This window comes from Halopseudomonas pelagia, assembly GCF_009497895.1.
Taxonomy (GTDB): Bacteria; Pseudomonadota; Gammaproteobacteria; order Pseudomonadales; family Pseudomonadaceae; genus Halopseudomonas; species Halopseudomonas pelagia_A.
The window spans coordinates 4,393,582-4,412,256 of record NZ_CP033116.1; the positions used below are offsets into that span (position 1 = coordinate 4,393,582).

General features: G+C 60.2%; 20 protein-coding genes. 11 read left to right on the forward strand and 9 right to left on the reverse strand.

The annotated features are described in order from the left end of the window. Positions 1-8 precede the first annotated feature (8 nt). From EAO82_RS20080 to EAO82_RS20105, 6 genes are all read right to left on the reverse strand, one after another. Positions 9-1,412 (reverse strand): cytochrome ubiquinol oxidase subunit I, encoded by a 1,404-nt coding sequence (locus tag EAO82_RS20080; RefSeq protein ID WP_096346869.1) that lies wholly within the window; start codon positions 1,410-1,412, stop codon positions 9-11. A 203-nt stretch (positions 1,413-1,615) separates the two neighbouring features. After that, positions 1,616-2,338 (reverse strand): LrgB family protein, encoded by a 723-nt coding sequence (locus tag EAO82_RS20085; protein ID WP_096346870.1) that lies wholly within the window; start codon positions 2,336-2,338, stop codon positions 1,616-1,618. Next, on the reverse strand, positions 2,335-2,697 hold the full coding sequence (locus EAO82_RS20090; protein ID WP_096346871.1) for a CidA/LrgA family protein: 363 nt from the start codon (positions 2,695-2,697) through the stop codon (positions 2,335-2,337). The genes EAO82_RS20085 and EAO82_RS20090 overlap by 4 nt, the downstream gene beginning before the upstream one ends. 136 nt (positions 2,698-2,833) lie before the next feature. After that, the gene (locus EAO82_RS20095; RefSeq protein ID WP_096346872.1) at positions 2,834-3,976 is read right to left on the reverse strand and encodes an acyl-CoA dehydrogenase family protein; all 1,143 of its coding nucleotides are present in this window, start codon (positions 3,974-3,976) and stop codon (positions 2,834-2,836) included. 19 nt (positions 3,977-3,995) lie between these two features. Further along, the gene (locus tag EAO82_RS20100; RefSeq protein WP_096346873.1) at positions 3,996-5,174 is read right to left on the reverse strand and encodes an acyl-CoA dehydrogenase family protein; all 1,179 of its coding nucleotides are present in this window, start codon (positions 5,172-5,174) and stop codon (positions 3,996-3,998) included. 186 nt (positions 5,175-5,360) lie between these two features. Further along, positions 5,361-6,047 carry a nitroreductase gene (locus EAO82_RS20105; protein ID WP_096346911.1) on the reverse strand — a complete coding sequence of 229 codons (687 nt, stop codon included), beginning with the start codon at positions 6,045-6,047 and terminating at the stop codon, positions 5,361-5,363. Positions 6,048-6,245: 198 nt separating this feature from the next. Between EAO82_RS20105 and EAO82_RS20110 the strand changes: the two genes are divergently transcribed. Beyond that, on the forward strand, positions 6,246-7,103 hold the full coding sequence (locus tag EAO82_RS20110) for an acyl-CoA thioesterase (RefSeq protein ID WP_096346874.1): 858 nt from the start codon (positions 6,246-6,248) through the stop codon (positions 7,101-7,103). A gap of 47 nt (positions 7,104-7,150) precedes the next feature. Here EAO82_RS20110 and EAO82_RS20115 read toward each other — a convergent pair whose 3' ends face one another. The 3 genes from EAO82_RS20115 to EAO82_RS20125 form a co-directional block, all read right to left on the reverse strand. After that, the gene (locus EAO82_RS20115) at positions 7,151-7,930 is read right to left on the reverse strand and encodes a DUF4394 domain-containing protein (RefSeq protein ID WP_096346875.1); all 780 of its coding nucleotides are present in this window, start codon (positions 7,928-7,930) and stop codon (positions 7,151-7,153) included. 123 nt (positions 7,931-8,053) lie between these two features. Continuing rightward, positions 8,054-8,779, reverse strand: a complete 726-nt coding sequence (locus tag EAO82_RS20120; protein WP_096346876.1) for an anti-sigma factor domain-containing protein — start codon at positions 8,777-8,779, stop codon at positions 8,054-8,056. Further along, entirely contained in the window at positions 8,776-9,324 is a 549-nt protein-coding gene (locus EAO82_RS20125; protein WP_096346877.1) for a sigma-70 family RNA polymerase sigma factor, read from the reverse strand. The genes EAO82_RS20120 and EAO82_RS20125 overlap by 4 nt, the downstream gene beginning before the upstream one ends. A gap of 261 nt (positions 9,325-9,585) precedes the next feature. Here EAO82_RS20125 and EAO82_RS20130 point away from each other — a divergent pair, with 261 nt between their 5' ends. From EAO82_RS20130 to EAO82_RS20905, 10 genes are all read left to right on the forward strand, one after another. After that, complete coding sequence (locus EAO82_RS20130; protein ID WP_231703252.1) at positions 9,586-10,140, forward strand: Na+/H+ antiporter subunit E; 555 nt, start codon at positions 9,586-9,588, stop codon at positions 10,138-10,140. Then, positions 10,137-10,385, forward strand: a complete 249-nt coding sequence (locus EAO82_RS20135) for a monovalent cation/H+ antiporter complex subunit F (protein ID WP_096346879.1) — start codon at positions 10,137-10,139, stop codon at positions 10,383-10,385. The genes EAO82_RS20130 and EAO82_RS20135 overlap by 4 nt, the downstream gene beginning before the upstream one ends. After that, complete coding sequence (locus EAO82_RS20140; protein WP_096346880.1) at positions 10,378-10,722, forward strand: cation:proton antiporter; 345 nt, start codon at positions 10,378-10,380, stop codon at positions 10,720-10,722. The genes EAO82_RS20135 and EAO82_RS20140 overlap by 8 nt, the downstream gene beginning before the upstream one ends. Continuing rightward, entirely contained in the window at positions 10,709-11,620 is a 912-nt protein-coding gene (locus EAO82_RS20145; protein ID WP_096346881.1) for a hydrogenase subunit MbhD domain-containing protein, read from the forward strand. Before EAO82_RS20140 ends, EAO82_RS20145 begins: the two co-directional genes overlap by 14 nt. Beyond that, complete coding sequence (locus EAO82_RS20150; RefSeq protein WP_096346882.1) at positions 11,617-11,901, forward strand: NADH-quinone oxidoreductase subunit K; 285 nt, start codon at positions 11,617-11,619, stop codon at positions 11,899-11,901. The genes EAO82_RS20145 and EAO82_RS20150 overlap by 4 nt, the downstream gene beginning before the upstream one ends. Then, the gene (locus tag EAO82_RS20155) at positions 11,898-13,322 is read left to right on the forward strand and encodes a complex I subunit 5 family protein (RefSeq protein ID WP_096346883.1); all 1,425 of its coding nucleotides are present in this window, start codon (positions 11,898-11,900) and stop codon (positions 13,320-13,322) included. Before EAO82_RS20150 ends, EAO82_RS20155 begins: the two co-directional genes overlap by 4 nt. Then, positions 13,319-14,836, forward strand: coding sequence for a proton-conducting transporter membrane subunit (locus EAO82_RS20160; protein ID WP_231703253.1), 1,518 nt, complete (start codon positions 13,319-13,321; stop codon positions 14,834-14,836). Before EAO82_RS20155 ends, EAO82_RS20160 begins: the two co-directional genes overlap by 4 nt. Beyond that, the gene (locus EAO82_RS20165) at positions 14,833-16,485 is read left to right on the forward strand and encodes a complex I subunit 5 family protein (protein WP_096346884.1); all 1,653 of its coding nucleotides are present in this window, start codon (positions 14,833-14,835) and stop codon (positions 16,483-16,485) included. Before EAO82_RS20160 ends, EAO82_RS20165 begins: the two co-directional genes overlap by 4 nt. Before the next feature lie 319 nt (positions 16,486-16,804). Further along, the gene (locus tag EAO82_RS20170) at positions 16,805-18,457 is read left to right on the forward strand and encodes a sodium:solute symporter family protein (RefSeq protein WP_096346885.1); all 1,653 of its coding nucleotides are present in this window, start codon (positions 16,805-16,807) and stop codon (positions 18,455-18,457) included. A gap of 58 nt (positions 18,458-18,515) precedes the next feature. Continuing rightward, a complete protein-coding gene (locus tag EAO82_RS20905; protein WP_218838618.1) occupies positions 18,516-18,647 on the forward strand; it encodes a putative transporter small subunit in 132 nt (43 codons plus the stop codon). Positions 18,648-18,675 lie beyond the last annotated feature (28 nt).

The following is an 18,675-nucleotide window of genomic DNA, read 5'->3' on the forward strand; positions in this document are numbered from 1 at the left end:
TTCCATGTTCAGGACCCCTTCTGTTCGAATGAGACGTCGCTGCCCGAGAACGGACGCGCCGGCCGGTGTACATCATCATCCAGCTCGGTAACACGCTCTGGGACCTCCAGACCGTCCTGTAATACGCGCATCAGGTAATAAAGACCCGCGCTGAATATCATCGCGTAGACCAGGATGTAGCCAAGCAAAGTAAACAGCGCCATGCCGCCGGTCAGCGACGGAGTCACGCCCTGCGCATGGGTCATCAGGCCGTAGACCAACCAGGGCGCGCGCCCGGACTCGGTCACGATCCAGCCAGCCAGAACCGCAATAAAAGGCGTGACACTCATCAGCCGCAGCCCTTGCAGGAACCAGGGCGTTTGCCAATAGCGCTGCTTATGGCGCAGCAGCAGCCCGGTAAAGGCCGTAGCAATCATCAGCAATCCCAGACCCACCATCACCCGGAATCCCCAGAAGACTATGGCCACCGGGGGCTGTTCTTCCGCCGCGACCTCATTAAGCCCCGGCACCTCTCCATTGAGGTCATGGGTGAGGATCAGGCTGGCCAGTTTGGGGATCGCGATTTCAAAGCGGTTACTCTGGCTTTCCTGATCGGGCCAGGCAAATAGCAGCAAGGGCACGCCGGAGGCGGTTTCCCAGTTGCCTTCCATTGCCGCTACCTTGGTTGGCTGATGCTCCAGCGTGTTGATACCGTGGAAGTCACCAATAACCGCCTGGGTGGGCGCCAGAATCAGAATCAACCACAGGCACATGGACAGCGCCTTGCGATTAACCTCGATCTCACGTCCGCGCAGCAGGTACCAGGCGCTGACCCCCGACACCACAAAAGCCCCCGTCAGGAAGGATGCAACCGCCATGTGGGCAAAGCGATAAGGGAAGGAGGGATTGAAGATCGCTTCGGTCCAGGAGGTAACAAAGAACACGCCGTCGCGCAGTTCGACACCGGCGGGTGTATGCATCCAGCTATTGGCCGCCAGAATCCAGAATGCGGAAATGAAGGTACCCAGCGCTACCATGCAGGCAGCAAACAGATGCACACCCTTGGGCACCCTGTTGCGACCAAACAACAGCACACCCAGGAACGCCGCCTCGAGGAAAAAGGCGGTGATCACCTCATAGCTGAGCATCGGCCCGAGGAAGTTGGCGGCTGCGTAGGAATAGTTACTCCAGTTGGTGCCAAACTGGAAAGACATGACAATGCCCGATACCACGCCCATGGCAAATACCACGGCAAACACCTGTACCCAGAACTTGGACAGGCGTTCCCAGACTGGATTGCCGGTCTTGAACGACAGCGCTTCGAGGAAGGCAATAAAAGATGCCAACCCGATGGTAAAGACCGGAAATATCGCGTGAAACGACACCACAAATGCAAACTGGATGCGTGACAGCAGGAGAGGATCCAATTCCATGCGCACAGCTCCTTAATGGAAAAGTTGATGCCGCGTATGCGGTAAATGGCAGCGGGTCAGTTAAAACGGAACGAGGCTGTGACCGCATCTAGGCCGGGAATGTTCCAGAGCCAAGCACGGCCCTGGTACATGTTCTAGCAGATAGTGTGGCCCCAGATGAGGATCGGGGCCAGGTGGTAAAATGCCGCAGCGGTAACTGGGTGTTAAATCAACAACCAGAGGGTAACGGCCAGGGGCAGCAAGATTGCCGTAGTGATGCCCATCAAGCTCATGCCCAGAGCGGCAAAGGCGCCCGCCTCTTTACTGCGTTCGAGCGACAGGGCCGTGCCTATCGCATGCGCGCAGATGCCCATCGACAGGCCCCAGGCCGCTTCTGATCGAACGCCGACAATACGTAATAACCAGGGACCGAATACCGCCGCTATAACCGCAGTGATCATTACAAAAACCGCTGCCAGCGCGGCTATGCCACCGGTCTGCTCGGCAACCAGCATGGCTATGGGCGTGGTCACCGATTTCGGCGCCATGGTCATGACCAGCGAATGTTCGATGCGCAGACCCCAGGCAATCACGATAGTTGCCAGCGTGGCCAGCGTGCCGCCTACCAGCAGCGTAACCAGTACCGGGGACAGAAATTCGCGTATGCGTTTCAGGTTTACATACAGCGGCACTGCCAGCGCCACCGTTGCCGGCCCAATCAGCACCATCAAGGGTGTCACGCTCTGGTGGTAAGCACTCAGCTCTCCGCCCAGAAGCAGGATGATGCCTATCAACAGCAGAATGGATACCAGCACCGGATGAAATACCGCCATGCCGCTGCGTTCGTAGAGCACCACACCGCTCTGGTAGGCCGCCAGCGTAACCCCGACCCAGAATAAAGGGTGATCCATGATCGCCTGCCAGGCCAACAGCAAACTGCCACTCATGATTGTGACTCCCGTGCCTGTTTGCGACGCATCATTCGCTCCATTATCCAGCCGCACAGCGGCAGGGCCAGAAACAGCGAAACAAACAAGGTGACGGCCATGGCCAAGCCGTACTCTGCCATTTCCGCGCCGTAGGCCATGACGCCCACAGCTGGCGGCACGAGAATCAGGGGAAGATATTTCAACAGGCTGCCGGCGGCATGTTCTAGCGGCTCGCCCACCTCGCCGCGCAGCACCAGATAGATCAGCAGCAGCACCATTCCGATAATCGGGCCAGGCAGAAAAGGCAGGAACAGAACGTTCAAACCCGTACCGAGCAACTGAAAAACGATGAGCCAAGTCAGTCCGCGTAACAGCATAAGTACATCCACTTACTAGCAGGTAACCCGCAAGGTTAAACACAGAACTCGCTAGTGCCTAGTCCCAGGTTGCGCCGGAGCATAAAAAAGCCGGGCACGGGCCCGGCTTTCTGCAGCGCTTGCTTGCTTTAACGGATCAGTAGCCGCGCAAGCTGGCGAAGCGATCAGCATGATAACGGTAGTCACCGAACAGCAACTGCGCCGCCCGCGCCCGCTTCATGAACAGGCCGACATCAAATTCGTCGGTCATGCCCATGCCGCCGTGCATCTGCACCGCCTCGTTCGTCGCCAACTCCGCCACTTCAGAACTCTTGGCCTTGGCCAGGCTAACCAGCTGTGATGCCTCTTCGGCACCCTCATCCAGCGCCGCCAGGGCCTTGAGCACCACCGACTTGACCAGCTCCAGCTCGCTGAACAGATGCGCGCAGCGGTGTTGCAGCCCTTGGAAAGAGCCCAGCACCACGCCAAACTGCTTGCGCTCCTGCAGGTATTTAACAGTCACTTCGAAAGCCTGTGATGCTATTCCCAGCAATTCTGCAGCCAGCTGTGCGTTCGCCACATCAAGGACCTTGTCGAGGACCTCAAAGCCCTGGCCCTGCTCGCCGAGTAGCGCACTTGCATCCACCTGCACATTATCAAATCGCACAATCGCGGCATTGCGGCTGTCGACCATAAAGGTGCGTTCAACGCTCACCCCAGCCGCCTGGCGATCGACCAGAAACAGGCTGATACCCGCACGGTCGTTCTTGTCACCAGCAGTGCGCGCCGAAACGATCAGCTTGTCCGCCACATGGCCATCGATGACGAAGGATTTGTGCCCGTTAAGCACAAAACCCGCACCCTGAGGCGCCGCCGTGGTGGTCACGCGTGCAGGGTTATGCCGCGGCGTTTCATCCACGGCCAGTGCGGTCAACAGCTTGCCTTCGGCAATAGCCGGCAACAGCGCCTGCTTCTGCTCAGTGGAGCCAGCCAACTGCAGTGCGCAAACGCCGATCACCGCCGTAGACAGCAGCGGGGCAACACTGAGGTTGCGGCCGGCTTGTTCAAATACCTGACCCATGCCGACGTTGCCGAAGGCCGAGCCGCCAAATTCTTCCAGCATCAGCGTACCGACAAAGCCCATCTCGACCATGCTCTGCCACAGCTCGCGGGAGAATCCGGCCTCATCGCGGTTGTCACGCAGTTGGCGCAACTGGCTGATCGGTGCGCTCTCGCTCAAGAAGCCCTTGGCGGCGTCCTTGAGCATCTGTTGTTCTTCATTAAGTACCAAAGCTGCCATCGTCTTTACCTCGAATCGATCACTGGAGCCCAAGAATGTTGCGGGCAATCACGTTCAGCTGAATTTCGGAAGTGCCACCCTCGATGGAGTTGCCCTTGGAACGCAGCCAGGTGCGTGGCAGTGCACCTTCCTTCCAGGCCTCACCTTCCCAGACCAGCGCATCGCTACCGCGCAGCGCAACCAGCAATTCCTGGCGACGCTTGTTCACTTCAGTGCCGTAATACTTGAGCATCGCCGATGCAGCGCCCACGCCCTGACCCGCCTTGGCTTCATCCAGCACCCGCTCGGAGGTCAGTTCAAACGCTCGCGCATCCAGCTCCCAACGGGTTACTTCACTGCGCAGGTAACCATCGGCCAGCTTGCCGTTGTCCAGGCCAATAGCGTCCACTGCCACCTGCGGCAATGTTTTCTGGCCAGCGGCGGTCTTGCCCATACCGCCTATCATCTCGCGCTCGTGGGTCAACAGGTATTTAGCGATAGTCCAACCGGCATTGATTTCACCCACCACCTGGTTCTTCTCGACCCGTACGTTATCCAGGAAGGATTCACAGAACGGCGAGTTACCGGAGATCAGCTTGATTGGGCGGGTAGACACACCCGGGGTAGCCATATCAAACAGCACCAGGGTAATGCCCAACTGCTTCTTGGCTTCCGGATTGGTCCGCACCAGACAGAACATCCAGTCAGCCTTGTCGGCGTAGGAGGTCCAGATCTTCTGGCCATTGACAATAAAATGATCGCCCTCATCCACCGCCTTGGTTTGCAGCCCGGCCAGATCGGAGCCGGCACCCGGCTCGCTGTAGCCCTGGCACCAACGGATCTCACCGCGCACGATGGGCGGCAAATGCTGACGCTTGAGTTCTTCGGAACCGAACTTGAGAATGGCCGGGCCGATCATCCATACGCCGAAGCTCGATAACGCCGGCCGCGCCTTGATCCTTGCCAGCTCTTCACGCAACACCTTGCACTCGGCGTTACTCAGCCCACCGCCACCGTATTCCTGCGGCCAATCCGGCGCCGTCCAGCCTTTCTCGGCCATGCGCTCCAGCCACAAGCGCTGGTCGTCGCTCTTGAACTTGAAGTTGCGGCCCCCCCAGCACTGCTCATCCTCAGCAGTAAAAGGCGTGCGCATGCTCTGCGGGCAGTTCTCTTCGAGCCAGGCCCGGGTTTCCTCGCGGAACGCGTGCAGATCGGTCACGGGAAAGTCTCCTCAATTGATCGGCTAATGGGACAAAAACGCAGAATACCCTAGTGACCGGCGCGCGGCGTTTTACTTGACCGGCGGAATGGTGACCCATCAGTCAGGGGAATGCATGGAGGCATAAACCAGTTCGGTTCAGGCAGTCGGGAAAAACAAAGGAAACGAAACCGCTTAGAATGCTGCTTAGATCCCGCGAAACCGCGCGAAATCATCAAGTGGTGCGCGGCGACTGCGCAATTGATTGGCCGGGGCGCTGGCGTCGGCATAACCAATCGACATGCCGGTAAACAGCATCAGTTCTTCGGGCGGCTCAAGAAAATCCGCGAGAGTGCGGTGGTACAGTGACCAGCACTCCTGCGCGCAGGAATCCAGACCCTCTTCGCGCAGCAACAGCATCAGGCTTTGCAGAAACATGCCCAGGTCCGACCACTGCGGCGGCCCCATTCGGCGGTCGACGTAGCAGAACAGTGCCAACGGCGCATCGAAGAACTGATAGTTCTGCGCGAACCAGGCCAGGCGCCCGGCCTTGTCATCCCGCGGAATGCCCAGCTCGGCGTAAAGGTCCTCGCCAAGCTGAAAACGGTAATCCCGGTAGGGCGATACCAGCTCCTCGGGGTACACCGCATACTCCGGTTCTTCTCCCCGGGGCGCCTCTTGCACACGCTCACGCATGATCGCCTTGAGACGCGTCAGCTCATCACCGCCAACCACAAAGATCTGCCAGGGCTGCAGATTACCGCCAGAGGGCGCGCGGGCTGCAGTGCTTAGCAGCCGGCGAATGCACTCACCGCTGACCGGCTGCTGAGTGAAGGCGCGCACCGAACGACGTGACAACATGGCTTGGGTAACGCTGCTGGCTTTATCAATCATGATGGACTCCTCAAGACCGCCCTCGGCAGCCAAATTTCGAGCATGCCGATATGCCGCGACGAGCGCAACTATCTGGAATGAAGCTGCATTTGGCATATCTATCGAGCCGCCCTTCTCGTTGCGCGGCGCAGGCGAAATGCCGATGATGCGTGAACGCTGATTCACCAATTGCGAACCTGAATGAGATGCCCTGCACCCATGCCCGACTCCAAACCCACGGCCGGCCCGGCCTTTGAATGTGCCATTACCCCCCGCTATACCGATCTGGATACCTGGCGCCACGTCAACAATTCACGGATTTACCAGTTGCATCAGGAGGCGCGCATCCTCGCGCATATCGACCGCTTCGGCGCTGATGCATGGTTTTCCGACGATGTCAGAATCCGCCCGCTGCGCAGCATTACCCAGTACCGTGAGGTGACCTGGTACGGCAGTGATGTGCAGGCGCGCGTGCAGGTGCTCAGCTGCGAACCGGATACCTACCGGGTGCGCAGCGAGCTGTCGCAGAATGGTCAGCATGTCGGCTCGCAGGAGTGTGTGATGGGCGCCTTCGTCAAAGGCCAGCGGGTCGATCTGCCGGAGCATGTTCGCGAGCAGTTGCAGGCTGCTGCGGCTGGCACGGCCGAAGCGCTGGCGCCGGATGACTATATCGGGGTGGCCAAGGCTGCGGCTCAGTGGCCTATGCGCCAGCAGCTCAGCGGTCGTTATGCCGATCTGGATGCCGACAGCCAGCGCAGTGAAGCGGCACTGGCGCGCTATATGGAGCAGGCGCGGTTTGGCGCGATTCGCGGAATGGATCTGGGTGGTCTGGGTATTCTGATTGCCGCAGCCGACATTAGTTTTCTGCACTATCGCCCCGGCTGGAAGCCAGTGGAGCTGGGCTCGGGCATTACCCGCATGGGCAATACCTCATTCGTTTTCACTGGCTGCGCGATCAGCGAGCATGGCCTGCAGGCGGTGGCCAACAGTGTGATGGTGGTAATCGACCAGGCCAGTGGTCGCCCGGCACCGCTGACCGAAGCCATACGCGAGCAATTGACCAAACTGAAGTTGTAAAAAAACCCCTGCAAGCCGAAGCATGCAGGGGTTGTTCAACTACTGAATTACATGGCCGGGAGTACGGCGATATCGATGATATCGTCCGGCAGATCAGCCACTTCACCCAGGGTGGTCGGTGCGCCAGTTTCCAGGTTCACCGTGTGCAGAGTGGTGCCGGTCAATACATAGGCAACATTACCGCCCTTGCCGTCGCTGGCGATATCCATCGCTGCACCGTCCAGGCCCTTGGCCAACTCACCTACGGTCTTCTGCACGCCATCATTCGGCGGATCCTGCAGCATCAGATTACCAGTCGCCAGATCAACGTTATACAGCGAGGTCTTCTCGGTACCGGCGTAGGAGTTGGTGTAAGCGCCCGCGACGATCTTAGCGCTGTCACCTGCGTAGTCGCCGTCTTCGGCGTAGGCCACTTCGCCATCGGTGATCACTTCACCAGTGTCGACATTGACGCGGAAGTTGGTGCCATCATCAGCCAGCAGACGCAGGCGGTCGGCCACCGGGTTGAAGTCCACTACCGCCTGGCCGCTGCCGGGCAGTTCCATATTCAGTTTTGCGCCAGCGGTAGCTGCACCGGAGGTCAGATCAACGGTGTACAGCTGATCACCACCGCCCAGGGCATACAGGTTGCCATTGGCCGGGCGCACATCGATGCCGCGCAGATCATCGGCGCCTTCGACGTCCATGCTGGCGGTTACGGTCAGTGCGTCACTGTCGATTTTATACAGCTTGCCATCTTCACCCAGGGCCAAAAGGCTGGCCGCGCTGACGGTACCGGCAGCAAGAGTCAAAGAAGTAGCCAGGATCAGTTTATTGAAAGTATTCATCAGTGATTCCTCGTAAGCAGTTAGCGATGGGCTTGGCCCATCCAGACAGGTGCTGTTTGCAAGTCACCTGTCTATCAATACCCACGAGGATCACTTTCAGATGTCCCGGATTGAAAATATTTTTTAGTTGCTCGCTGTCAGCACTGCTCGGCCGATGTACAACACCTCGCCAGTCGGCCGATCCAATGGCGAGCCGCCTGCCGGCTCCAGGGTCAGCTCGAACAGTTGTCCGGCCTGCACCGCACCAATCTGCTCGGCATTCAGCGTGACCTGTTCACCCGGCTCGATCAGGCCCAAAGAACGTGGACCGTCCGCAGGGTCGATCAGTGTCCAGAACTGCACCGAGCGGTCTTCGGGGATCTGATCTTCAACCAGAGACACCAGGCTCAGCGTACCCTCAGCATCGATATTCACCACCCAGCCCGGGCTGGCAGACTCGCCCGGCTCCTGCAGCACGGCGGTATAGGTTGCGCCAGCGGGAGCCTGGTCGCGCAGCACACCCGGTAGCCAACTGAGCAACACCAGCAGCGCCAGTGCGCCAGTGGTCAAACGCCAGAGGCCGAGGCTGTTCCACCAGCGTGCAGCGGGTGAAGCCGTTGACCGGCCATTCTCCGCCGGCATCCAGCCAAGGCTCTGCTGTATGCGCTCCCAGGTATTGGGCGCGGGTGTTTGCGCTGGCAGCTCATCGGCCAGTTCCAGCAAATGCCGTTCCCACTCCAGCGCCATGCGTGCGGCATCCTTGTCGGCCTCGATCAGCTCACGGACTTCAGTCGCTTCCGGTTCGCCGAGCAGCCCCAGAACATATTCGCCGATCAACGCACGGCGATCTGCGGGTGATGTTGGAATCATGCTTGCAAACACTCCTGCAATGCGCGTAATCCAGCGCGAATACGGCCCTTGATGGTGCCCAACGGGATGGTCAGGCGCTCGGCGATCTGGTCATGGGTCAAGCCGCGATAAAATGCCAGCAGTATCGGGTGGCGGCGCGGACGCTCGAGCTGCTGCAGGCAGCGACGCAGTTGCTTGCCTTGCCACTGCTGCGCCATATGCTCCTCGGCTTGCGGACTGTCATCCGCCATCTGCTCGATAAAGCCATCGTCAGCACTCACCAGCCGACCGCGGCTGCGCAACTGGTTCAACGCTCGGTAGCGCAGAATGCTGTAGATCCAGGCCCGCCCCTGACCCAGCGTCCGATCAAAGCGGTCCGCGTTACTCCAGATCTTGACGAAGGCGTCATGCAGGCAGTCCTCGGCATGGTCGCGGCGGCCCAGCAGAGTGATCGCCAAGCCGAGCATCTGCCCGGCCTCCTGTTGATATAGCCGCGCAAAGGCTGCCTTGTCCCTGCGTGCACAGGCTTCCAGCACGCTGTCGTAATCAAATCCGTTATCCGCCATGCTGTGTTCCTGTGCCGAGCACTTCGCTTACCCGTCCCTTCATGGCTATACCCGCGACCATGACCTCTGGATGTCCATTACCTGAAAATAACACTTTGCCGCCGCTACCGAATATTGCTTATAGCGTATCGCTTTGGACCTTAAGGGACTTTTGCTGAGGTTGCACTGTCTGATTTGGCAACTTTCCCGGTTTGAGCCCAAGCGGCGCTTCTCTTAACATTGACAGTTAACATGGCAGCGCTTTTAGCTTCAGGAGTACCAGTGCCCCCAGAATCCAACAGCGCGTCGCTCTCTTCAATGCCATCGCCAATGCCCGCCCCAGCCTCCCGCCCGGCTAGATCGCGTACCAGGCAATTGCTCGGCTTTTTGCTAAGTCTGGGAGCCTGGCTAGTATTGTGGGCGCTGCTCAGCGGCAACCAGGGCTGGGCATTCGGGACGCCTTTGGCTGTTCTTGCGGCCTGCGTCAGTTGGCAGGTAAGGCTGCATGCCGAACCTGTGCATCTGAAACATCTTCCCGCCTTTCTCGGCTTTTTCCTCGCTGAACTTTTTGTTGGCGGCTGGGACGTCGCCCGCCGTGCATGGCATCCACGCCTGCCGATCAAGCCACAATGGGTGCGCTACCAGATGTCCAGCACCGAGCCGCGGGTACAGTTGTTGCTTTCGGCCATGGTCGGATTGTTACCCGGCACCTTGGCGTCGCACTTCGACGGCCAGACGTTACACCTGCATGCCCTGGACCATCGGCAGAACTGGCACGAAACCATAGCGCGGCTGGAACGCAAGCTCGACCGGTTGCTCAAGAAGTCTGATCCATGACCTGGCTGGCAAGCATCCTTCTGCTCAGCGTCGGTGCGGGCCTGTGGCGAGCCTGGCGCGGCCCCACGCAGGCTGACCGGTTGATGGCGGTGCAACTATTCGGCACCAGTGGGGCGGCGACTCTGATGCTCCTGGCTCAGGCGCAAAATATGCCAGCCTTACTGAATGCGGCCCTGGTTTTGGCACTGCTCGCTGCAGTGGTCTGCGCCGCGCTGGTCCAGCTGCTGAGGAGACGTCATGACTGAGTGGCTGATCTGGCTCAGTTGGCCATTGTTGCTAGCGGGAATGTTCTTTTTCATTTCCGGCACACTCGGCGTGTTGCGCTTTCCCGACGTATACAGCCGCCTGCATGCTGTGACCAAGGCGGACACTCTGGGGCTGGGGCTGCTGGCCGCCGGTTTGGCTCTGCGCAGCGACGGCTGGCAGCCGGCATTGTTGATGCTGCTGATCTGGCTACTAGTGATGGTTTCGAGCGCGACCGCTTGCCAGTTATTGGCGCGTCACCAGCGCGAATTCGATAGCGATGGCGGTGCCGAGACCAGTGCCAGCCAGAAGCCTGAGGAGCAGCATGATCAACGCTGACCTTTTGTTCGATCTGACGTTGATTCTGCTGTTACTGGGGCTCGCAGTAGCGGCCATTCATGCTCCGAAGCTTTACACCAGCATAGTGATGTTCATCGTCTTCGGTTTGATGCTGGCGCTGACCTGGGCGCGGCTGGGCGCGACGGACCTGGCGCTGGCCGAAGCCGGAATTGGTGCAGGACTGATCGGCGTCATGCTGCTCAGCGCCATGGGCCGCAGCCCTCCAGAGCCAGCTTCCCGATCACGGCCGCTTCAACATATCGCCAGCCTGACGCTGGCTGTACTGGTGTTGTTACTGCTGACCCGGGCGGCCATCCCCTTGCTGGATGCCTCACCCCTCCTGCCACAACAGGTCGCGCAGGAACTGGACAACAGCGGTGTCAGCCACCCGGTAACGGCGGTGCTGCTGAACTTCCGCGCCTGGGATACCTTGCTGGAGCTGGTGGTACTCTTGCTGGCGCTGCTTGGGGTGCGCCAGTTGCAGCCATCCACCGGCCCACGACCGCAAGCCTGGCCTTTACTGGTTGCCTGGAGCCGTGTGATCGCGCCGTTAGTGGTCATGGTCGGGGGCTATCTGCTCTGGAGCGGCAGCCATGCACCCGGCGGGGCCTTTCAGGCTGGGGTAGTTCTGGCCGCTGGCGTGGTGACGCTCCGCCTGAGCGGGCTACTGCCCAACATCGGCTGGCATCAATGGCCGTTGCGCGCGCTGGTGCTTGTGGGTGTGGCGCTGTTCAGCCTGGTTGCCGCGACCAGCGCCTGGCTGGGCGAGGGCTGGCTGGCTTATCCGCGAGAGTGGAGCGGCGGGCTTATTCTGTCGATTGAGATTGCCGCGACGCTATCCATCGCTGCGGCGCTGACATTGCTGGTGATCGGTGATACCGAGGAGCTGGCCGCATGACGCATACCCTTTTGTATCTCCTGACCGGACTTGCTCTGTGGCTGCTCGGCTTGCATGGACTGCTCAGCCAGCGGCATGCGCTGCGGCGTATTATCGCCGTCAACATAATGGGCAGCGGCGTGTTTATGCTGATGGTCGCGCTGGCCAACCGCGTACAACCGATTGACCCGGTATTGCAGGCGTTGGTGGTCACCGGTCTGGTCGTCGCGGCCAGCGCCACCGCCTTCGCGTTGCGGCTGGCTACCGCCAGTGCGGATAGCTCCGATCAGGAGCCACAATGAATTTCGCATTGCTCAGCCTGCTGATTCCGCTGACGACCAGTCTGCTGTTGTTGCTTTTGCGCTCGCGTGCCGGCGCGCTGGTGATTCTGGCCAATACGCTCAGCCTGGCTGCAGCGGGCTTTGCCTTGTACTCGGTAATTGAACAGGGCACCCAGCAACTGGCGCTGGGCGGGTGGGATACGCCGCTGGGCATTCGCTTCGAACTCAGCCCGCTGACCGCGGTACTGCTGGTGTTCACCGCCCTGGTCCACCTGCTGGTGGCGGTATATGCCGAACGCAGCCGTCATAGCCAGACTCGTGATACCGACTTCTGGCCGCTCTCATGCCTGCTGCACGCCAGCCTTGCGGCGCTATGGCTGTCGCGCGACCTGTTCAACTGGTATGTCACCCTGGAGCTGCTCGGGCTGGTCGCCGTGGCCATGGTGATTCTCTCCGGACGCAAGGCTCACGTCCCCGCGTTGCGCTATCTGCTGCTCTCGCTGGCTGCCTCGTTGTGTTACCTGCTCGGCGTGGCCTTGCTGTATGGCGAATATGGGGTGTTGGATCTGACCTTGCTGGCCGAGGTAACCAGCAACACCGCCACCACACAAATGGCGCTGACGCTGATCACTCTGGGCCTGATGCTCAAGGCCGCGTTCTGGCCCTTGCACCTGTGGCTACCGGCCGCGCATGCCGCGGCACCAACTGCCGTCAGCGCGTTGCTCTCGGCGCTGGTGGTCAAGGGGCCGCTGTTTATTCTGTGGCTATTATGGAGCCGCATCGCGCCGGTCGAGTTTGCCCAACAGGCAGGGTTGCTATTTGCGCTGGCGGGTATTATCGCGCTGGTGGCCGGTGGCTGGTCGGCGCTGCGTACACCCTGGCTGAAAGTGCTGGTCGCCTACTCGACGGTGGCCCAGCTGGGCTATGCGTTACTTGCGCTGGGCCTGTTGCTGCATTGGCAACAAAGAGAACTATCGATTGCCCTGTGGCTGTTCGTGCTGGCTCACGGGCTGGCCAAGGTCAGCATGTTTCTGGCCGCAGGCGAGATGCAGGCCACCCTGGGCAGCAAGCGCGTCAGCTCGCTCAAGGGCGCCAGCCAAACCATGCCGCTAGCGATGTTCGCCTTTGCCGTGGCGGGCGGTAGTCTGGTCGGCCTGCCGCCCAGCGGCGGCTTTGTCGCCAAGTGGGTGCTGCTGCAACCGCTGTTCAGCGATCCGGCCAACTGGCCGTGGGCCTTTGGCGTGCTGCTCGGCACGCTGGCCAGCGCCGCCTACGTCTTTCGCGTGGTGGCCATTGCCTTTGATCGCGCCGATCCCACGCCGCCGAATTATGACCCGGATGCATTTGCCCAGTGGCTGGCGATGTTGCCCGCCGTGGTGGTCTGGGCCATGGCGCTGTTCAGTGAACCGCTGATCATCTGGTTTACGGAGGTGGGCCTGTGAACCTGTCGTGGACCACGCTATTACCGCTGCTGATCATTCTCAGTTCGCTGATACCCGGGCTGATCATTTTCAGCCTGCGCGAGGATCAGGTCCGCCTGCGTATCACCTTGAACCTGACAGGTGCGATGCTCAAACTCAGCCTGGTAGGCTTGATGTTGCTCGGCGTCAGCCAGGGCTTGGAATTCCGTTTCAGCGTCCCCTTTCTACCCGGCGGTGGGCTGGTACTGCAGGGCGATGCGCTGGCATTGCAGTTCATTACTCTGTCTTCCATCCTCTGGTTGGCGACGACCATCTACGCTATCGGCTACCTGGAAGACTCGCCGCTGCGCTCGCGCTTCTTCGGCTACTTCAGCCTGTGCGTCAGCGCTACCGTCGGAGTGGCGCTGGCCGGCAACCTGGTGACCTTCCTGCTGTTTTACGAGCTGTTGACGCTGGCGACCTTCCCGCTGGTAGTACATCGGGGCACAGCTGAGGCGCTGCGCGCCGGGCGCATCTATCTGAGTTACACGCTAGGCGGTGGCGCATTTTTGCTGATGGGTGTGGCGCTGCTGCACAGTTTGACCGGCAGCCAGGATTTCGTCCCGGGCGGCTACCTGCAGCCGCTGCTGCAAAACCACAACGCCAGCCTGATGCTCGCCTTCGGATTGTTGATCGCCGGTCTGGGCGTCAAAGCTGCGTTGTTGCCACTGCATGGCTGGCTACCACAGGCCATGGTCGCACCGGCCCCGGTCAGCGCGCTGCTGCATGCGGTGGCCGTGGTCAAGGCCGGCGCCTTTGGCATTGTGCGCGTGGTTTACGATGTTTACGGTGTGGAGCCCATGCAGGCGCTCGGGCTGAGTGTGCCGCTGATGGCGCTGGCCGCAGCGACGATCCTGTACGGTTCGTTCAAGGCTTTGCAGCAGCGCGAAATCAAGAAGCGCCTGGCCTACTCGACGATCAGTCAGGTGTCTTACATCACCTTGGGTGTGGCCATGCTCGGCCCTATCGCAGGAGTCGGCGCGCTGGTCCACCTGGTGCATCAGGGGCTGATGAAGGTCACCTTGTTTTATTGCGCCGGCAACTTCGCCGAAACCCTGGGTATCCACCATATTCGCGAGATGGACGGTGTCGGCCGGCGCATGCCGCTGACCATGAGCGCGTTCACCCTGGGCGCGCTGGGGATGATCGGTGTACCACCCACCGCGGGCTTTATCAGCAAATGGTACCTGGGCTATGGCGCGCTGGATGCCGGCCATGCCTGGGTGGTGCTGGTGTTCGTGCTGTCCGGCTTGCTCAACGCGGCCTACTTCCTGCCGCTGCTGTACCGCGGCTGGTTTGCCAAAGCGCCGACAACCTGGCCGGCTGAATCCAATCTGGGTACCGGCAAGCCCGGTTGGGGCGAGACCCACTGGATGTTGCTCGCGCCCGTGATGTTCATTGCTGCGCTGGCATTGTTGGTGGGCATCTTTGCCGGTACTACGCTGAGTCCGCTATCCTGGAGTCAACTGATCATCAACCGGGAGTTCGGTTTATGACCCCCCTGTGGTGGATAGTTGTTCCGCTTATTCCCTTATTGGCTGGGGTGTTGCTGTGGCTGCGGCCAGAACGTGTCGCGCCCTGGTATTGGTTAGCCTGCATCCCGGCACTATTGCTGAGCATCTGGCCGGCGCCGGCGCTGGAATTGTCGCTGCTCTGGCCTGGCGCCAGCTGGGGCGCCGATGACCTGCTGGCGCGTGCGTGGCTAGGCTTCAGTGCGGTGTTGTGGGCCTGCGCCAGCCGCTTTGCGGTAGCGGACCTGAACGACGGCCGGCGTCTGCAGCGCTTCTGGCTGTTCTGGCTGCTCTCGCTGACCGGCAATCTGTTGCTGGTGATCGCTCAGGATGCCGCCAGTTTCTATATCGGTTTCACTCTGATGAGCCTCAGCGCCTACGGGCTGGTAGTGCATCTGCGCGGCCCAGCGCCCCGTCAGGCCGGGCGCATTTACCTGCAGCTCGCGGTGCTCGGCGAAATGCTGATCTATGCCGGGATGCTGCTGCGCATGCATGAAGCTGGCGGTTTGCTCGATTTTGCCGACTGGCAGAGCATCCCCATCGGCGCTACGACCGCGGCTCTACTGCTTGTCGGGTTTGGCCTGAAGGCGGGCTTCTGGCCGCTGCATGTGTGGCTGCCACTGGCCCATCCAGCGGCTCCCGCCGCCGCCAGTGCGGTGCTCTCCGGCGCCATGATCAAAGCCGGGATACTCGGTATCTGGCGCTTTTTACCGGCGCAGGATGCGCTGCTGCAACACTGGGCTGTCTGGTTGCTGGCCATCGGCGCGATCAGTACCTTTTACGGTGTGCTGCTCGGACTGCTGCAACATAAAGCCAAGGCTGCCCTGGCTTACTCGTCGGTCAGCCAGATTGGCTATCTGCTGATCATCCTCGCCCTTGGCTGGCACCAGCCTGAAGCCCGACCAGCCGCTGCTTTGATGTTGGCGCTGTATGGCGTACACCATGGCCTGGCCAAGGGCGCGCTGTTTATGGGCGCCGGACTGAGTGCGCACGGGCGGCTCAAAGGCTGGCACTGGATCTTGATGGCCATACCCGCGCTGGCGTTGGCCGGCTTGCCATTCACCAGCGGCGCAGCGATCAAGGTATTGCTCAAGGACAGCGTCAAGAGCAGCCTGCCGGAAATCTGGCTGACCGTGCTCAGCATTGGCTCCTTGGCGACGCTGCTGGTGGTGGCGCGCGCACTCTGGCTGATGCGCCAGGCCCAACAGGCTAATGAGCTACCGGTCGCGCAGACCAGTCAGATTTTGCCCTGGAGCTTGCTCTGCATCATGCCAGTTACGCTGCCCTGGCTGTGGCCTGACATGCGCGAAGCGCTACTGCATAGCCTGCCTGGCTATGCGCTCTGGGCCGCCACCTGGCCGTTGGCGCTGGGCTTGGCGTTGAGCCTGATGGCCATTCGGTTCAACTGGCGTATACCCGCAGCCCTGGAGCATCTGCCGAATCCCGCCAGAGCGGCATCAATCCGCTTTAAACGCTGGATGAGTCGCCCGCCCAAACCAGCCCCGACTCCGGCGAACCGAGCACAACGCTGGCGCGATCTGGAGCGCCGCTGGAATCGCTTTGTTCAACCTGACGCGGTGGCCGCCAGCGCCTGGCTGATAGCTGGGCTACTGCTGCTCGGATGGCTTAGCTGAGAGCGCCTTTTCGGTGTCCAACGGCGCCTCGGCGGGGAATGATGCCTGGACGGGGCAGACCCAAAACGTTAGGGTAGCTGCCACCGGACCGACCCTTACAGCGCTTTTTGCGCTTGACTGCGTGCGTTGATCTGGCCGCTGTACCTCGGCGTTTACGTCGAACTCTTGCGCTACCAGGCCGCTAACGCCGGCCTTTATCTCGCTACAGACATTCCTAGAAAGATGTTCTGTTTTTGCTTACGTCCTGCGGTGGCCGCTCCGAATATGGAATTCTGGCCTCTGCGAAGGATGATCGGGCTGTATTGCCTATGGGTACTCAATGAACGAACAAAACTTCTATCAGTTCTCGACACTGACCGTACTTGCCTTGCTTGTCGCCTTTTACGGCGGCACTTACCTGCTGACCTTGCTGATCAAAAAGAAAAAGGAAAATACCGACGCCTTTATGGTCTCCAATCATCAGATTGGTTTTGGCCTTGGCGCCGCCAGCATGACCGCGACCTGGATCTGGGCCGCTTCGTTCTACGGCGCCGCCACCTCGGGTTATACCTACGGAATCTCAGGACCTTTGCACTACGGCCTTTGGGGCGCCTTGATGATTCTGTTCATCTATCCGTTTGGCCGGCGTTTCCGCGAGCTCGCGCCCAATGCGCACACTCTGGGTGAGCTGATCCACGCCCGGCATGGCTCGTCCAGCCAACTGATTCTCGCGTCTTCAAACATCCTCGGCAGCATCATCAGCCTGATGGTCAACTTTACCGCCTCGGGCGCACTGGTTTCAGTGCTCTCGCCGCTGTCCTTCCAGGCTGGCGTAGTCATCGCCGGTGTCGGCGTACTCTCCTACACGCTGTGGTCAGGTTTTCGCGCCTCGGTACTCACTGATTTCGCTCAGTTGATGGCGATGATGGCCGTGGCGATTCTGATCATTCCCGCGGTGCTGTTCGCCCTCGGCGGGCCGAGCACCTTGGCTGACGGCATGAGCCTGCTGACATCAGAGCAAGCCAACCTGTTCTCGATGGATGCCATCCTCAACCAGGGCGCGCCATTCTTTGTTGCGGTGCTGGCCTATGCGATCGGCAACCAGACCATCTCCCAACGGCTGTTCGCTGTGCGTGAAGACCACATCAAACCGACCTTTATCACCGCGACCATCGGCTACGGTGCAATCGTTATCGGCCTCGGCATGATTGGTTTGATGGCCTTGATGACCGGTATGGAGCCGATTGATGGCGACATGAATAACCTGATCCCGCAGATGGTATCGCTGTATCTGCCGCCGGTATTTATCGGGCTGTTCTTCATTCTGGTGATTGGCTCGCTGTCATCGACTGCCGACTCGGATCTGTCCGCGATGTCAGCCATTGTCATGGCCGATGTGTATGGCAAAAATATCGCCAAGAACAAGCCTGACCCGACCAAGATGCTGTTTATCGGCAGGCTGACGATGATCGTCGCGACGCTGATCGGGGTGATTCTCGCCAGCTTCTCGATGGATATTCTGATCATGCTGGTCTTTGTTGGCGCACTCTGGGGCGCCATTGTGTTCCCGGTCATCGCCAGCTGTTTCTGGGATCGGGTGACCAACGCGGCCTTCACTTGGGCGGTCGTCGCCGGTCTGCTGATGTTCTGTATCGCCCGCTTCGAGCTGCTGCCCATGATCAGCGTGGTGGCGGTGCTGTTTGAGTTACTGGCTGCCGTTGGTGGTGGTGTGGTGCTCGGGTTGATGGCGTTCGGCTTCTGCGGACGTCGCATCGGGCTGATCGTTGCCGCTCTCAGCGCTGTCGCACTGGCATTCTTCTGCGTCGGCTTCCTGCGCGACTACACCGTCCTGCTCGCATCGCTGATGGCCTACGGCGTCAGCACACTGGTCTGCGTCAGCATCAGCCTGTTGAGCTCGAGCAAGTTCGACTTCACCCAGATTGATCAGAACGTCATCAACTACGATCCGGTCAAGCTGCCCCAGGCTGACTAGAAATCACTCCGTGCGCAGGTGCGCTTTGCAGCGCACCTGCCAGACAAAGGAAGCACTCATGCAAACATTTATTCTGGCACTTTACGTATTGATCTGGCCGCTGGTATCACTCGCCGTACTCGGGGTTATTGGCCTGGCGACCTTGAAGGATATCCGCGTCGCGCGGCGCGAGAAGCGCGAACTGGTTTAACCGCTCGCGCTCACCCGCCGGGCGTCGG

Coding starts and splice junctions, on each gene's coding strand:
- EAO82_RS20140 (WP_096346880.1), top strand. CDS start 10,378: ATGACTGAGTGGCTGATCTGGCTCAGTTGGCCATTGTTGCTAGCGGGA.
- EAO82_RS20125 (WP_096346877.1), bottom strand. CDS start 9,324: ATGGCGGATAACGGATTTGATTACGACAGCGTGCTGGAAGCCTGTGCA.
- EAO82_RS20135 (WP_096346879.1), top strand. CDS start 10,137: ATGACCTGGCTGGCAAGCATCCTTCTGCTCAGCGTCGGTGCGGGCCTG.
- EAO82_RS20120 (WP_096346876.1), bottom strand. CDS start 8,779: ATGATTCCAACATCACCCGCAGATCGCCGTGCGTTGATCGGCGAATAT.
- EAO82_RS20095 (WP_096346872.1), bottom strand. CDS start 3,976: ATGGCAGCTTTGGTACTTAATGAAGAACAACAGATGCTCAAGGACGCC.
- EAO82_RS20105 (WP_096346911.1), bottom strand. CDS start 6,047: ATGATTGATAAAGCCAGCAGCGTTACCCAAGCCATGTTGTCACGTCGT.
- EAO82_RS20150 (WP_096346882.1), top strand. CDS start 11,617: ATGACGCATACCCTTTTGTATCTCCTGACCGGACTTGCTCTGTGGCTG.
- EAO82_RS20085 (WP_096346870.1), bottom strand. CDS start 2,338: ATGAGTGGCAGTTTGCTGTTGGCCTGGCAGGCGATCATGGATCACCCT.
- EAO82_RS20165 (WP_096346884.1), top strand. CDS start 14,833: ATGACCCCCCTGTGGTGGATAGTTGTTCCGCTTATTCCCTTATTGGCT.
- EAO82_RS20905 (WP_218838618.1), top strand. CDS start 18,516: ATGCAAACATTTATTCTGGCACTTTACGTATTGATCTGGCCGCTGGTA.
- EAO82_RS20090 (WP_096346871.1), bottom strand. CDS start 2,697: ATGCTGTTACGCGGACTGACTTGGCTCATCGTTTTTCAGTTGCTCGGT.
- EAO82_RS20110 (WP_096346874.1), top strand. CDS start 6,246: ATGCCCGACTCCAAACCCACGGCCGGCCCGGCCTTTGAATGTGCCATT.
- EAO82_RS20170 (WP_096346885.1), top strand. CDS start 16,805: ATGAACGAACAAAACTTCTATCAGTTCTCGACACTGACCGTACTTGCC.
- EAO82_RS20080 (WP_096346869.1), bottom strand. CDS start 1,412: ATGGAATTGGATCCTCTCCTGCTGTCACGCATCCAGTTTGCATTTGTG.
- EAO82_RS20155 (WP_096346883.1), top strand. CDS start 11,898: ATGAATTTCGCATTGCTCAGCCTGCTGATTCCGCTGACGACCAGTCTG.
- EAO82_RS20145 (WP_096346881.1), top strand. CDS start 10,709: ATGATCAACGCTGACCTTTTGTTCGATCTGACGTTGATTCTGCTGTTA.
- EAO82_RS20115 (WP_096346875.1), bottom strand. CDS start 7,930: ATGAATACTTTCAATAAACTGATCCTGGCTACTTCTTTGACTCTTGCT.